13 protein-coding genes are annotated in these 14,022 nt (G+C 63.2%); 10 read left to right on the top strand and 3 right to left on the bottom strand.

Annotated elements, in window-relative coordinates:
- Positions 1-105: 105 nt before the first annotated feature.
- From KEM63_RS15855 to KEM63_RS15835, 5 genes are all read left to right on the top strand, one after another.
- The gene (locus tag KEM63_RS15855; RefSeq protein ID WP_223653339.1) at positions 106-996 is read left to right on the top strand and encodes a hypothetical protein; all 891 of its coding nucleotides are present in this window, start codon (positions 106-108) and stop codon (positions 994-996) included.
- Positions 997-1,113: 117 nt separating this feature from the next.
- Complete coding sequence (locus KEM63_RS15850; RefSeq protein ID WP_223653338.1) at positions 1,114-2,037, top strand: hypothetical protein; 924 nt, start codon at positions 1,114-1,116, stop codon at positions 2,035-2,037.
- A gap of 164 nt (positions 2,038-2,201) precedes the next feature.
- The gene (locus tag KEM63_RS15845) at positions 2,202-2,534 is read left to right on the top strand and encodes a YnfA family protein (protein WP_223653337.1); all 333 of its coding nucleotides are present in this window, start codon (positions 2,202-2,204) and stop codon (positions 2,532-2,534) included.
- A gap of 57 nt (positions 2,535-2,591) precedes the next feature.
- Positions 2,592-3,056 (top strand): metallophosphoesterase family protein, encoded by a 465-nt coding sequence (locus KEM63_RS15840; protein ID WP_223653336.1) that lies wholly within the window; start codon positions 2,592-2,594, stop codon positions 3,054-3,056.
- A gap of 47 nt (positions 3,057-3,103) precedes the next feature.
- Entirely contained in the window at positions 3,104-3,484 is a 381-nt protein-coding gene (locus tag KEM63_RS15835; RefSeq protein ID WP_223653335.1) for a hypothetical protein, read from the top strand.
- A 3-nt stretch (positions 3,485-3,487) separates the two neighbouring features.
- Here the strand turns inward: KEM63_RS15835 and fhuB are convergent, their stop codons facing one another.
- From fhuB to KEM63_RS15820, 3 genes are all read right to left on the bottom strand, one after another.
- Entirely contained in the window at positions 3,488-5,467 is a 1,980-nt protein-coding gene (gene fhuB, locus KEM63_RS15830) for a Fe(3+)-hydroxamate ABC transporter permease FhuB (protein ID WP_223653334.1), read from the bottom strand.
- On the bottom strand, positions 5,457-6,353 hold the full coding sequence (locus KEM63_RS15825) for an ABC transporter substrate-binding protein (protein ID WP_223653332.1): 897 nt from the start codon (positions 6,351-6,353) through the stop codon (positions 5,457-5,459). Before KEM63_RS15825 ends, fhuB begins: the two co-directional genes overlap by 11 nt.
- Positions 6,354-6,494: 141 nt before the next feature.
- Positions 6,495-8,687 (bottom strand): TonB-dependent receptor, encoded by a 2,193-nt coding sequence (locus tag KEM63_RS15820; RefSeq protein ID WP_223653331.1) that lies wholly within the window; start codon positions 8,685-8,687, stop codon positions 6,495-6,497.
- Positions 8,688-8,853: 166 nt separating this feature from the next.
- Between KEM63_RS15820 and KEM63_RS15815 the strand changes: the two genes are divergently transcribed.
- From KEM63_RS15815 to KEM63_RS15795, 5 genes are all read left to right on the top strand, one after another.
- Entirely contained in the window at positions 8,854-9,108 is a 255-nt protein-coding gene (locus tag KEM63_RS15815) for a GlsB/YeaQ/YmgE family stress response membrane protein (protein WP_223653329.1), read from the top strand.
- Between the two features lie 208 nt (positions 9,109-9,316).
- Positions 9,317-11,284: an acyltransferase family protein gene (locus KEM63_RS15810; protein WP_223653327.1), complete on the top strand. Its 1,968-nt coding sequence runs from the start codon at positions 9,317-9,319 to the stop codon at positions 11,282-11,284.
- 108 nt (positions 11,285-11,392) lie between these two features.
- Positions 11,393-11,950, top strand: coding sequence for a DUF924 family protein (locus KEM63_RS15805; RefSeq protein ID WP_223653325.1), 558 nt, complete (start codon positions 11,393-11,395; stop codon positions 11,948-11,950).
- Positions 11,951-12,025: 75 nt separating this feature from the next.
- Positions 12,026-13,363, top strand: a complete 1,338-nt coding sequence (locus KEM63_RS15800; protein WP_223653323.1) for an META domain-containing protein — start codon at positions 12,026-12,028, stop codon at positions 13,361-13,363.
- A gap of 21 nt (positions 13,364-13,384) precedes the next feature.
- A complete protein-coding gene (locus KEM63_RS15795; RefSeq protein WP_223653321.1) occupies positions 13,385-13,966 on the top strand; it encodes an NnrU family protein in 582 nt (193 codons plus the stop codon).
- The last annotated feature ends 56 nt before the right edge of the window (positions 13,967-14,022 follow it).

The following is a 14,022-nucleotide window of genomic DNA, read 5'->3' as shown; positions in this document are numbered from 1 at the left end:
CAGCCTCTGGCTGCGCGTCAGGGTATGCTCGCGCTGGCCAATCCCATCACTGGCCCGTTATTGTTGCAGCCCTCGTTGACCACCTCAGGTAAGGATACCTATTCCGTGCATACAACCATCTCCACTGTGCTCGTCGTGCTCACCGCTTCTGCCCTGATCGTGCTCACGGGTTGCGCTGGTAAACCGGCAACGAGCGAAGCCAGGCTTAATCCTTTGCAGGCGTATCACGAGGGGCAGCTGAACGTGGCCCGAAAGTTCGGGGATTCGGCGCGCAGCGAAGAAGGGCAAGTGCTGGCCTTGCGGCTGGAGGCTGCGGCGCTGGATTCGCTCGGTCGCTCAGAGCAGGCGCTTAGCGTGATCGATCAGGCTTCGGCATTGTCGCCTGAAGACTGGCCAACTATCCGCGCTCGTGCTGGCATCCTTTACAGCCTCGGGCGGACCGATGAGACCTTGCGTTTACTCGCCCCGGCGATGGCTGCCGTGCTGTCGCCGCAAGCCATAGAGTCAAAGCCCGCAGGCATGGAGCCTGCCTACGACATAGTGCCAGCGGTGTTCGCGTTGATCGAAAAAGGCGCGTGGGCACAGGCCGTCGAGATCCTGGAGCATGCCGTGCCGGATGATGACGATCCGGGTTACGCGGCCTATCGCACGCTACTCTACTGCTACATCAAGGCCAGGGCGGGCAGCGACCTGCCGCCTAACGAAATGTTCGAGCGGCAGATCAAGGCGTATTCCGGTGATGCCTCCAGCCATTATGCTGTGCTGGTAAATCTCTGGTCCGGCCAGAAATTTCCGGATGAACTGACCGTTCGACCGGAAGGTTGGCGCGACCCTGCCATTCGCCAGGATGCGCTGGCAGAATTCCTGTTCTACGGGGCGGCCTATGCGAAATACGTCGCCAAGGATTTACGGCCGCGCCAGCTGTTCCTGCCCAGGCTCAACAGACTGAAGCCATACGGCAATATCGAATGGATTCACGCAAAGCGGACGTTCTAGCCTTCGTTCACCGCTGAGCCGCCTTGCGGCTAGCGCGGTGAGCTGTCTCAAGTACCGCGAGGCTCGGTCGATACACGTGCGCCCGGCGTTGTGCCGGAGCGCTTTCTGGAGATACCAATGTACAAGGCTGTTGTTCTCGGATCGCTGATGGTTGCGCTGGGAGGCTGCTCGGTTATCGAGCGTCTGCAATCGCCTGGTACAAGTCGCCCATCGGAGGCCATGCGTGTCATGCAGGCGGCGGGCCAGGCTGACGGGCTGGCCGATCTGGCGATCCCGAAAGCCATGATGGATAACCGGGCTGCAGTGGTGGCCGCAGCCCAGGCAGCCCTGATAGAGGAGCTGGCTCCGGCCAACGCGGGTCGCGCCGAACCGGTCACCTACCCGGTGCAGGCCGCGTTCATGTCATTCAAGGGGCGCACAGATCCGACGCTGCCGCTGCGCACGGATCTGCGCTTTATCGCCTGGTTGCCAGCCAGCCAGGCGGCAGACGAAACGGCCGCACGGCTCAAGTGGTCCGAAGTGCTCGAGCAGGCGGCCGCCCGGGCATTGCCCGATGGTCATGAAACCGAGCCGTTCGAGTGGGTTAATACCTCGGCTGAGGGTATCGAGACGACCCATCGCGCCCTGCGTGTAAACGGCCCGCTGTGCAGCGACTGGTCATGCGTGCTCGAAGGCGGATTCACCAGCCAGGAGAATCCGGCTCTGAGCGAGGCGGCGGCCATGCAGCGGGTGCCGACGCCTTCGGTCGCCGAACATGGCGAAGCGGAATCCTACCTGCAGACCAAGGCGGTGGCGATCACCTTCAGCCAGGTCACCTCGCAGTATCTGGAAGTCGGTCGTGGCGCCCAGTGGCGGATGGAAAAGCAGCCTGTCCCGGGCTTCGATCACAATGCGTTCTATCAGCGAATCAGTGCTGAATTGCCAGACTGGGCCTATATCTACGCGGGCCCGGAAAACCCGATCTACGCGACGCAGGTTCCCGTGGTGCTGCACCGGGGGCAGGCGCGGTTCTTTGCCGTGCCGGGCGGCAGGTTTCGCTGAGGGAGGCCGCCGACCTCACAGCTCGGATCGACGAACATGCTGCGATGCTCGGTGTTGCAAGCGGCGGTTCGCGGTTTGCGGCACGCGTTGGACTCGTCCGTCCGGCTTCCGCCAGAAGGGGGGTTATACTCGCGTTCATTCAGCCGCTGCCGCCGAGACCATCGATGCCCGAACTGAAAACCCTGAGTCTGTTTTTCCTTACTGCAGTGGCAGAGATCGTCGGGTGCTATCTGCCTTACCTGTGGCTCCGCGAGGGCAAGTCGATCTGGCTGCTGGTGCCGGGCGCCGTGAGTCTCGCGCTGTTCGCCTGGCTGCTCTCGCTGCACCCCACCGCCGCCGGGCGCGTCTATGCAGCCTACGGCGGCGTGTATATCTGCGTTGCCATGATCTGGTTGGGGCTGGTGGATGGCATCCGCCCGACCCTCTGGGATGCCGTCGGCTCAGCGGTCGCCCTGCTGGGCATGGCGATCATCATGTTTGCCCCGCGTCACGCCTGACGGAATCGCGCGCCCGCGGCGTGGTCGAAGCCTTTCGACGCAACGATCGGAGTGGTTATGCTGCGGGTCGGTTTGATATCGGATACTCACAATCTGTTGAGGCCGGAGGCGGTTGATTGCCTGCGCGGCTGCGATCACATCCTGCATGGCGGCGATATCGGCGACGAATCGATCCTCGAGCGGCTGGCGGAACTGGCTCCGCTGAGCGTTGTTCGAGGCAACAACGATCGCGACGGCTGGGCCGAGCGGCTACCGCACAGCCTCAGGCTACAGTTCGAGGGGGTGGGAATCTACGCCGTGCATGATATTGCCGAGCTGGATATCGACCCGGTTGCCGAGCAGGTGGGCGTGGTTGTAACGGGTCATTCGCATAAACCACTGATCCGCGAGCGAGAAGGTGTGATCTACGTCAACCCAGGGAGCGCCGGACGCCGCCGATTCAGCTTGCCGATTGCGCTCGGTGAGTTGATCATAGATGGCTCCCAGGTGACGCCGAGAATCATCGAGCTGTCATCCGGATAGACCGGACTCTATCTGACGCGCCAAATGGCGCATTCAAGGCAAATGGAATGCTTAAATCCTTCTTCGAAGAAAAGCTCTACGTGCGCGTAGGCGTCAATCAGTTCGAGATAGACAATCTCAGCACTGGCAAATCAACGGTCGTCACCGCGGCAGACCCTTTTACTACCCGCAGGTTACTGGTCGGTGAGTTCAGCTCGGCGGAAACCCAGCTGCGTGCCGGGATTCGTCAGGCCCAGCGCCCGGGTCTGTTCCGTCGCAGCCCGGCGGTGGTGATTCATCCGCTGGATATGATCGAGGATGGCCTGTGTCAGGTCGAGAGCCGACTGTTCATGGAGTTGGCGGCCGGTGCAGGCGCTCATCGCTTTGTATTATGGACCGGTAACAGACTCTCCCCGCGCCAGGCGTTGGAAAAGCTCGACGAGGCCTGACGCTTACCGCCTGGCGCGCCATTGCCATAGCCAGTACACCCCGCCGAGCAGTGCGGCCAGCAGGCCCGCCGGCAGCTGACTGGGATAGATCAGCGTGCGCCCGGCCCAGTCAGCAGCCACCATCAGCCAGGCGCCGAACAGGCCCGCTGCGATCAAATGCATCCCTGCCTGACGGCCACTCCAGCGATGCGCCATATGCGGGGCCATCAGGCCGACGAAGCTCAGCGGGCCAACCACCATGGTCGCCCCCGCTGCGGCCAGACAGGCCACCAGCAAGGCGCTGGCGCGCGCCAGGGCCATTGGCACACCCAGGCTTTGGGGCATCTCGCCTCCGAGCCCGAGAAGCCTGATCCAGCGCAGCAGAAGGGCAGCAGCCAGCGCACAGCATGCTGCCCAGACGAACAACCACTGCTGCTCGTTGACGGTGTTCTGGTAGGTCGAGCCAGACAGCCAGGTCAGTAACGCCAGCGATTGCGCGTCTCCGCCTGAAAGCAGCAGGCGCACCAGTGCATCGGCCGCGGCGCCGAGGCCGATACCGGTGAGCAACAGTCGCTGCGGGCCCATGTGCTGCTGGCGTGTCAACCACAACAGCAGAGCCAGTGCCGCGGCTGAGCCGGCACCGGCCGCAGCCAGCTGGGCGGAGCGTGGCGCCAGCGGCCAGATGATCAGCAGCGCCACCAGACACATGGCCGCGCCGGAGCTGATGCCGAGTATTTCCGGGCTGGCCATGGGGTTGTGCGTCAGGCGCTGGATGATGGTGCCGGCCAGCGCCAGCAATGCACCGGCGAGTGCTGCGCTGAATACCCGGGGCGCGCGCCATTGCCATACCTCATTCAGCTGGGCCCATCCGGTCCAGTGCCAGCCCTGCGCGCCGGGTGCCCAGTTCAGCGCCAGCCAAAGGGTGGCACAGAAGGCCGTAAGCACGAGCGCCCAGGACAGCCAGCCGGCATGGCGACCGGGTGGAAGACCTTCGCGGCTGGCACCGAATGCACTGGTGTGCCGGCGTAGCAGCCAGACCAGCACCGGGGCGCCGATCAACGCGGTCATGGCGCCGGTGGGGATCAGCCGCGCGCCGAACCACGGCGTGACCAGCTGGGCCAACGTGTCAGCCACCAGCAACAGCAGAGCGCCCACCGGAATGCACCAGAGCAGGCGCGACAGGAAGGTTCTCGGTCCCAGCAGGCGCACCAGCGCCGGGGTGACCAGGCCGACGAAGCCGACCATCCCCACCTCGCTAACTACCAGCGCAGTGATCAGCACGGCGGCGCCCAGCGCGCCGAGGCGAATCCACTGGATCGGCACGCCCAGGCTGGCCGCGCCGTCGCTGCCCAGTTCGAGCATCGCCAGGGGCCTGCGCAGCGCTAGTGCCAGCAATGCGCAGCCGGCGAGCACCGGCCACAGGCGGCCCAGGCCCTGCCAGCCGTACTGATCGAGATTGCCTGCGCCCCAAAGAAACATGCCGGCCAGACGCTGTTCGTTGAGCAGCATCAGCGCATGGCTCAGCGCTCCGCAATAGAGCGTTACCAGCATGCCGGAGAGGGCTACGCTGACCGGCGCCAGGCGATCGCGCAGGCTCAGAAGGAGCACCAGGCCGGTTGCTGCGGCAGCGCCGAACAGGGCAACAACGCTGCGGCCGTGCTCGAGTGCAGAGGGCATTACCAGCAGTGCGGCGGTCAACGCCAGCTGGGCGCCTGCCGCTGTGCCCATGGTGGTGGGCGAGGCGAGGGGATTGCGCAACACCTGCTGCATCAGACAGCCGGCGATGCCCAGGCCGGCGCCCAGCAGCACCGCCATAAGGGTACGCGGTGCCCAGGCCTGCCAGGCCAGCACGCGGGTGAAGCTGTCTGCGTCGAGCAGCTCCGGCAGAGACTGCCAGCCCAGCAATTGCGCCAGCTGCACCACACTCAGGCCAGCGGCAGCCAGGCCGACCAGGGTCAATACGCCCAGTCCGGCTCGACCCGGTAGATTGGCGTTACTGATCAAGCCAGGTCTCGGTGAGCACCTGACCCATGCGCGCCTTGGTCATCACGCTGCCAAAGGTCCATACCGGCGGCACCTCGGTGACCCGCCCGGCCTTGACCGGCTGCAGCGCACGCCATACCGGATTCCGCTGCAGCGCCTGCTGCAGCCCCGGCGGGGTCGGCCTGATGATCAGAAAGTGCGCATCCGGATACTTCCCCAATTGCGCTAGATTAATGGTGGCAAAACCCCAGAAATTGCTCTCGCCGTCCCAGGCGTTGCGCAAGCCGAGTTCTTCCAGTGCCGTTGACAGAAGCGCGTTGGGTGCGTGCACCCGCAAGCTGCGCTCGTCGAGAAAGCTCATCAGCAGCACCGGCTCGTCGGTACGCTCTGCCGCCTTCAGCTGTGCGGCGTACTCTGCCTGCTGCTGGGCAACGCCGTCGAGCAACGCCTGCCCTTGCGCGGCACGATCCAGGCCTTCGGCGATCTGCTGCACGACCTCGGCCGCCCGGCTGGCCGCGTCCTGGCCAGGCTCGAACAGGGTATAGACTGCGGTCGGAGCGATGGCCTCGAAGGCCGGCAGCATGCTGTGCAGGTCGCTGCTGACCAGAATCAGGTCAGGCCTCGCCTGGCTGATCGCCTCCAGATTGGGCTCGCGCCGATTGCCCACGTCCAGCGCTCCCTCGGGCAGCGGCGGATGATTGGCCCAGGTGCGATAGCCTTCCGGCTCGGCAACCGCGGCTGGGGTGACGCCCAGACCGAGCAGCGTTTCGACCATGGCCCAGTTCAACGCGACGATGCGCTGCGGGGGGCTTTCAAAGCGGATTTCGCCCGCTTCATGGACCAGAACAGTTGCGGCATGAACATGCGCGGAGAACAGCATGGCGAGGAGTGCGATGAGGCGGGTCATGGCGTTATTCCTGTAGGCAGGCTCGGTTGCGCGACCAGGGCGATTATCGGGCACCGCGCCAGGGATGCCAATGCAGCGGGCAGCTGGTGTCATATGCATGGAAAAGCCGCCCGGCAGGGCGGCTTTCGTTTCGCTGGTCGCTTAGAACGCGACGTTGTAGCTGACGCTATAGGTGGTACCACGGCCGCGGTAGTCGAAGGTGTTGGCCGGCGCATAGCTGGAGTAGAACAACTGTGAGCGCTGGCCCCAGATGGTGGTGTAGTCGCGATTGAGCAGATTCTGGATGCCGAAGTTGAGCTCGCCGACCGGAAGCTGGTGCCGCGTCAGCAGATCCAGCGTGGTGTAGCCATCCAGTTCATTCCCGGCTTCGTCTTCCAGATCGAGGCTGGTAATGCTTTGCAGGCGTACGCCATTCTGTGCGTTTTCCCAACCAATGTACGCCGACACCTTCGACGGGCTGGCGAGGGTCACCGCCTGCTTGTCCCAGTCGCCATCATCGTTCTCGAGTTCGGCACGTGTGTAATGGGCGCTGGTTCCGACCTGCCAGGCATCGCTCAGACGGTAGTTGAGCTGGCCTTCGAGACCGTAGTTGCGCCGCTTGTCATCGTCGACCTGTACCGCCAGGTTGCTGGAGTTGTATGAGAGGCTTTCGTCCGACCACAGGTAGTAGGCGGCGACCTGCGCATCCATGTTCCCGCGAAACAGGCGCCAACCCAGTTCCACCTGATTGCTCTTGATCGCCTTAAGCGGCTCGTCGTCGACGTTGATGCTGTCCTGCAGCTCGCGGTAGGTACCGTTGTAGGCATAAACGCCGCGGCCATAGTACTTGCCCGGGTCCGGTATCTCGTAACCCTGCGAGACGTTTGCCCACAGCTGATTGCCTGGCTGCAGGGTGAACACCGCTCCCAGGTTGAGCAGGGTGGTGTCGTAATCGTTCTCCCCGCCAGGGATAGCATCGGCGCCAGTGGACAGGCCAAGGGCCTGACGGACCTGCTCGTTCGAGTCGACGAAGTCGTCGATCTCCAGGTAATAGCGTTGCTGACGTAGCCCGGCGGTGAGCAGCAGCTGATCCGTCACTCGCCAGTCCGCCTGGGCGAAGGCCGCCACGCCGTCAGTGGTGAACGATGGGTAGCGACCGACCGTGTTCGTTGCATCCATCACCAGCCCGCCGCTGGCCACGGCCGTCGGGAAGTCGAACAGGGTCTGGTCGGCCTCGAACTTTTCGCGCTCGTAATCAACGCCGTAGTTGAAGTCGAAGTTGCCCAGGCTGCGACTCAGCACAGCCTTGAAACCCGCCTGTGTGGTGTCCTGCTCGGACGCGGAGAAGTAGCCGTTGGCGACATAGGGGAACGGATGAAAGTTGAGCTTTTCTTCCCGATAGTAGGTCTGCAGGTTGAGCTGATGCCCAATGACTTCCGGCACGAAATAGTTGGCGCTCAACACGGTGCGCTCGGTACGCGGCTCAAGGTCTGACTCGAAGCCCTCGCGGATTTCGACGACATCGGGGAAGGGTGGTCGCAGTGCAGCCAGACCCGGACCGAAATACACCCCCTTGTCGCCCTCGAAACCGGAATCATAGCGCTGCGCGTTCAGGCGCAGCACATGCCCATTGGCGAGATTGAAATCCAGGCTGCCGAGCAGATCGACGGCGCGGTTGTATTGCAGGTCGGTCTGGGTGATGTCGAAGATCACCTGATCGCCTTCGCTGTCGTACGAGCCGCCGTTGTCGATGCCGGCCAGCGAGAGCCGCCCGGCCCAGTTCTCGCCGCCACCACTGACTGCGGCACCGGCATGAATATCGCGATCGTCGCTGTCTTCGAAGCCGCTGCGCACCCCTGCTTCCAGTTCGTAATGCGCGTCGCCCGCGGTGCCACGCTTGGTGACGATATTGATGATGCCGCCGGTAGCGCCACCACCGTAGATCGCGTTCGCGCCGGACAGTACTTCGATGCGTTCGATATTGAACGGATCGATGCTGTCGAACTGGCGACTGACGTTGCGGGCACTGTTGAGCGATACGCCGTCGATCATGACCAGCACGCCGCGGCCACGCATGTTCTGGCCGTAGTTGGTGCGCCCCTGGGATGCTGCGTCAAGGCCCGGGACCAGCTGGCTCAGCGCTTCCTTGAGCGTGACACCGGAGCGGAACTGCTGCTGCAGCTGCTCGGACTCGATGATCCACGCCGTGCCTGGAATGTCGGCGATAGTGGTGGCTGCACGGCCGCCAATGACGACTGTACTGTCCAGCGTGGTAACGGCCTGTGCAGGTACCGCCAGGGCGAGTGATGTCAGCATGAAGCCAGCTGCGGCCAATGGGTTGCGTAACGGTGACACGGCAAATCTCCTGGAAAAAGGGAGCGGATCAGCGCGCAACTTTAATACTAATGAGAAATGTTATCAATACGACTGGAGTTTGGCTCGCACATCGCGCGAACCGTGTCGGCTCCTGCCGGTCAGAGGTTCTGCGCGGCTGTTCGCGCTCGGATCAGGAGAAACACCTATGGGTATTATCGGCACCATCGTTATCGGCTTGCTGGTCGGTTTGATCGCACGCTTCCTCAAGCCCGGCGATGACAGCATGGGCTGGATCATGACCATTCTGCTGGGTATCGGTGGTTCGCTGCTGGCAACCTATGGCGGTCAGGCTCTGGGTCTCTACGAGGCCGGCGAGGGCGCAGGCTTCATTGGCGCGGTAGTGGGCGCCATCATTCTGTTGGTCATATACGGCGCAGTGACGGGCAAGAAGAAATCCTGAGCTCGCTCACGCACTGTCTGCGCTCAGTCGGGGCGGACGGTCTCCAGCCAGGCGCGGTGGGAACCAACCACGCGCCTGCCGGACAAATCAATGGTCCGGAAGGGGCAGCGCCGCGATCTCTGCCTACGCTGCAGAAGCGGGTCCAACGTATTCACCATCAACGAGCTGATTGCGCAAGCGCCCATGCGGGCTTCACGGAGCGGCGTCAATGAAGCCACCTGTGCACAACCCGGCAATCGCCTACCGCCCCGAGGTGGATGGCCTGCGTGCGCTCGCGGTCCTGCCTGTCATTCTCTACCACGCCGGTTTCGAGCTGTTCAGTGGCGGCTACGTCGGCGTCGACGTATTCTTTGTCATCAGCGGCTACCTGATTACCGCGATCATCTACCGCGAAATCCAGGATGGCACCTTCACCCTTGGCCGGTTCTACGAGCGGCGCATCCGGCGGCTCTATCCTGCGGTCACGGCTGTCACGCTGGCCTGTCTCCCGTTGGCCTGGCTATTGCTGCTGCCGTCGGAGTTCAAGGACTTCCTGTTCAGCGTCGCAGCCGTGCAGGTGTTTGCTTCCAACCTGTATTTCTGGAGCCAGAGCGATTACTTCGGATCGGCCGCCGAGCTTACGCCGCTGTTGCATACATGGTCGCTGGCGGTTGAAGAGCAGTTCTATCTGATATTTCCCTTTGTGTTGATCCTGTTTCGGCGCCTGTCGCTGCGTTTGCTGCTGGCTCTGCTGGCGCTGGCCGCGTTGGCGAGCCTGGCGCTGGCACAGGAGTTGGTCGACTCGCACTCCTCGGCGAGCTTCTTTCTGCTACCTACCCGCGCGTGGGAACTGCTTGCCGGTTCGCTGCTTGCCCTGGCGATGAGCCAGGTGGGAAGCCGGTACGGTTGGCTCGACAATATCGCGGCGCTGCTCGGCGTGGGCCTGATCGCTATCGCGGTGTTTCTCTATCACGCCGGAACCCCGTTCCCGGGCGTCTATGCGCTGGTTCCGGTGGCCGGCACCGTACTGATCATTGCCTTCGCCACCGGGGAGACGCTGGTCGGACGATTGCTCGCGCTACGCCCGCTCGTGTTTATCGGCACGGTGAGTTACAGCGCCTATCTGATTCATCAGCCGCTGTTCGCCTTTGCGCGTATCTACAGCATGCGCAACCTGACCCTGCCCCTGGTGCTGGGCCTGATCGGCCTGACCTTTCTGCTCGCGTATCTGTCATGGCGGTATATCGAGAACCCTTTCCGCCAGCGTCGGACCATAGAGCGTCAGGCACTGTTCTCTACCGCAGCCACGCTCTCAAGCTGCCTGTTCGTGCTGGCCCTGGCCGCGGCGTTCCAGAACCACCGTGTTCTTCAGTACGAGGCGCGGCTGGAGTCGGAGCAGGAGCGCGCTCTGACGCTGGTTGAAGAATCGGAGCGAACCTCTGAACTGGAAAAGGGCTATTGCATCTTCGAAGCCGATCGAATGGACGGGGCGACTATTGAGCGTCTCGAACATTGCCACGCAGAGTTCGGCCCCGGCATTGTGGTGATTGGCGATTCGCATGGGGCAAACGTCTACCACGCCCTGGCGGATGGCGCGGACGGCAAGTTTCTATTCAGTCTCAATCAGAAGGGCTGTCGCGCCGGCGCCGAATCGCAATGGTGCGCCTATGACAGCTTCTACCGCTTCGCCATCGCGCGGCCGTATATTTTCGATAACGTCATTTACAATCAGGCCGGCTTCTACCTGCTGGAAACGCCGCGCGGTCGGGAGATGACCCGAGCGCGGATCAGCGAAGACGGTCATACGGTTTTCGAACCGAACGCCGAGGACGTGCAGAAGACGCTGGACTACCTTGATGCCCTGGCGGAAGTGGCCCGTGTCGTCTGGTTGGGGCCACGGGTGGAGCCGCATATCATGCCGCGAGAGTACGTGGTCAATGGCTGCGCCTCTCCACCGAAGGTACGCGACAATCTGCTCGAGTCCTTCGAGAACCTGGACCGGCATATAGAGAGGGCAGTCGAGGAGCGTGGCCGGATCGAATACGTGTCGACGGCACGACTCATCGACGTGACCGATGGCGACAACCTGATCGATTGCAGAAACATCTATTTTCATGACGGCGATCACTGGAGCCCGGCTGGAGAACGCCGGTTCGGTCGCATGCTGAAGAAAGAGCTTCAGGTGCTGCGTGAGTGATGCGCTCAGCGGCGCTGGAGCTGGCACAGGCAAACCGACTGGCAGGAGAGGCCATTCCCGCTACCCTGCACAAAGAAAGCGGCGAATGAGTTTGAGGAGAATGCCCTGATGACCGATCACACCTCGGATGCCTGCCAGGCGGTCCTGTCGTTCTGGTTTGATGAAATCGAACCGCGGATGTGGTGGCAGAAGGATGCCGGCTTCGACGAGACGATTCGGCAGCGCTTCGCGGTGTTGCACGAGCAAGCTGTTCGAGGCGAGCTGCTGTTCTGGCGTGCGTCGGCCGAAGGCCGGCTCGCCGAGATCATCGTGCTCGACCAGTTCTCGCGCAATATCTGGCGTGACCAGCCGCGCGCCTTCGCCCATGACGGCATGGCGCTGGTGCTTGCGCAGGAGGCCGTGGCGGTTGGAGCGGATCAGGCGCTGACGCCGGCGCGCCGCGCTTTTCTGTACATGCCTTACATGCACAGTGAGTCCCTGGCTATTCATCAGCTGGCCATGAAGTTGTTCGAAGCGCCCGGGTTGGAGGAAAACCTGCGTTTCGAAAAGCGTCACCGCGATATCATCCTGAAGTTCGGCCGTTACCCTCACCGCAACGCTATCGTCGGACGTCAGAGCACAGCTGAGGAGCTGGCCTTCCTTGAGCAGCCGGGCTCAAGTTTCTGACACCGGGTAACTTGCCGCGCGTGTGAACGCGCGATGACCGCGCCGGTCTGACGGAAACGACCGAGGAGAACAATAATGAAAATGCTGTGCTGGGCCGCGCTGGTAGCGCTGCTCGCGTTGTCGTCCGGATGCTCCGATCCCACCGAAAAAACGCCCCCGGGCACTATCGCCGATGACCCGACCCGGGTGGACGAGCCGATGCTGCAGAGCATCAGCGGCAGCCTGACCTACCGTGCGCGCATCGCGCTGCCGCCCGAGAGCCATGCGCTTATCGAGCTGCGCGATGCCTCTGCCGACGAGAGCGACGGCAGCGGCACCCTGGCCAGCCAGCGCATCGATCTGGTCGGGCGCCAGGTGCCGATCAGCTTTACGCTGGATGTCCCCCCGGAGGCGCTGCGCCGCGCCAACGCCTACATACTGCGCGCCACGATTTACGAGCGCGACCAGCCATCCTGGCTGTCCGAGCCGCTGGCGATCAATCATCGGTCCAATGAGCTGGACGTAGGCGAGATGCTTCTTCTGCCGCGTCGCGGGGCCGCGTTCAGCAGCATTCTCGAATGCGGCCGGCTGCAGATCAGTGCGGGCTATGCAGGCGATGACCTGCTGCTCGAGGCGCTCGGCGAGCGGCACGTCATGTTGCCGGTGCCCAGTGACTCGGGGGCCCGGTACCAGGCGGCAGGCGATCCCGACACTGAATACTGGACGCAGGGTGAGACGGCCGTGCTGACGCTGCATGGCCAGCGTTACCCGATCTGCGTGGCGCCCGGGGGGCTGGCGTTACCCTTCATCGCGTTCGGCCAGGACCCGGCCTGGCGTGTCGAACTGGACGATCAGGGGCTGCGCCACGGTGCGCCGCGGGCCGATGCCACGCCGGTTCCGTTCACGCTCTCGGGCACCGACAATGCTCGGCGAACGGTCCACAGCGATGATGGTGAGGTCACCCTGGTGACCCATCGCCAAGCCTGTCGGGATGAGTCCAGCGGGCTGGTCTTTCCGCACCGGGTGGAACTCACCCGTGGTGATCAGCTGTTGCACGGGTGCGGAGGCGATCCGCTGCGGCTCTTGCAGGGCACGACCTGGCAGGTCGAGGCGATCGACGGCGAGCCGATTCTGGAGCAGAGCACCATCACCCTGGAATTTCGCAATGACGGCCATCTTGTCGGTATCGGTTCGTGCAATAACTTCACCGGCGAATATCAACTCGAAGAAGAAGGCTTGACGTTCTCTCAGGCGGTGACGACGATGAAGGCCTGCGCACCGGGAGTACTTGAGCAGGAACGTCGCTTTCTGCGTAGTCTGGCGGGTATCGGCTGGTTCGATTTCGACGGCGAAGGTGAGCTGTTATTGCAGGGTGACAACAACCGTAGCATTCGTGCACAGGAGCAGCCTTACCCGGCACCTGCTGCGCCATGATGCGCCAACAAGGAAAGGGCTATGCTCGCGCTGATCGCAGGACTGGTAGTGTTTCTCGGAGTACATTCGGTGGGGCTGTTCGCTGCAGGCTGGCGTGCGCAGATGATTGCCCGCCTCGGCCCGCTAGCGTGGAAAGGGCTGTATGCATTGGTGGCCGTCGTTGGCCTGGTGCTGATCGTCCACGGCTACGGGCAGGCTCGGCTGTCTCCGACCTGGCTGTGGGTTCCTCCGGTCTGGACTCGCCATCTTGCCGCGCTACTGACGCTGCCGGCCTTCATTCTACTGGTCGCCACCTACCTGCCCGGCTCGCACATCAAGGCCCGTGTGGGTCATCCGATGCTGCTTGGCGTGAAATTCTGGGCTATAGCGCACCTTATCGCCAACGGCACCGTTGCAGACCTGTTGCTCTTCGGCAGTTTCCTGATCTGGGCTGTCGCGCTGTTCGTCGTCCTGCGTCGTCGCGATCGTATCGCCGGAGTGGTCCGTAGCGGCCGCGCCAGCCGCGATGTGGCGGTCGTGGTCGTCGGGCTGGTGGCGTGGGTTGCCTTCGCCCTGTGGCTGCACAAGCTGTTGATCGGCGTGGCGCCCTTCGGCGGAGCCTGACTTTCGCCTCCGGCTTGCGCCACGCGTGACAGGCATCGCCGCGAACAGTAATGTGA

The organism is Halopseudomonas nanhaiensis, from assembly GCF_020025155.1.
Lineage (GTDB): Bacteria > Pseudomonadota > Gammaproteobacteria > Pseudomonadales > Pseudomonadaceae > Halopseudomonas > Halopseudomonas nanhaiensis.
Note: the sequence above shows the minus strand (reverse complement) of the source record. Positions and strands in the feature narration are given on the sequence as shown.

Coding starts and splice junctions, on each gene's coding strand:
- KEM63_RS15805 (WP_223653325.1), top strand. CDS start 11,393: ATGACCGATCACACCTCGGATGCCTGCCAGGCGGTCCTGTCGTTCTGG.
- KEM63_RS15800 (WP_223653323.1), top strand. CDS start 12,026: ATGAAAATGCTGTGCTGGGCCGCGCTGGTAGCGCTGCTCGCGTTGTCG.
- KEM63_RS15815 (WP_223653329.1), top strand. CDS start 8,854: ATGGGTATTATCGGCACCATCGTTATCGGCTTGCTGGTCGGTTTGATC.
- KEM63_RS15840 (WP_223653336.1), top strand. CDS start 2,592: ATGCTGCGGGTCGGTTTGATATCGGATACTCACAATCTGTTGAGGCCG.
- KEM63_RS15825 (WP_223653332.1), bottom strand. CDS start 6,353: ATGACCCGCCTCATCGCACTCCTCGCCATGCTGTTCTCCGCGCATGTT.
- KEM63_RS15835 (WP_223653335.1), top strand. CDS start 3,104: ATGCTTAAATCCTTCTTCGAAGAAAAGCTCTACGTGCGCGTAGGCGTC.
- KEM63_RS15850 (WP_223653338.1), top strand. CDS start 1,114: ATGTACAAGGCTGTTGTTCTCGGATCGCTGATGGTTGCGCTGGGAGGC.
- KEM63_RS15810 (WP_223653327.1), top strand. CDS start 9,317: ATGAAGCCACCTGTGCACAACCCGGCAATCGCCTACCGCCCCGAGGTG.
- KEM63_RS15795 (WP_223653321.1), top strand. CDS start 13,385: ATGCTCGCGCTGATCGCAGGACTGGTAGTGTTTCTCGGAGTACATTCG.
- KEM63_RS15845 (WP_223653337.1), top strand. CDS start 2,202: ATGCCCGAACTGAAAACCCTGAGTCTGTTTTTCCTTACTGCAGTGGCA.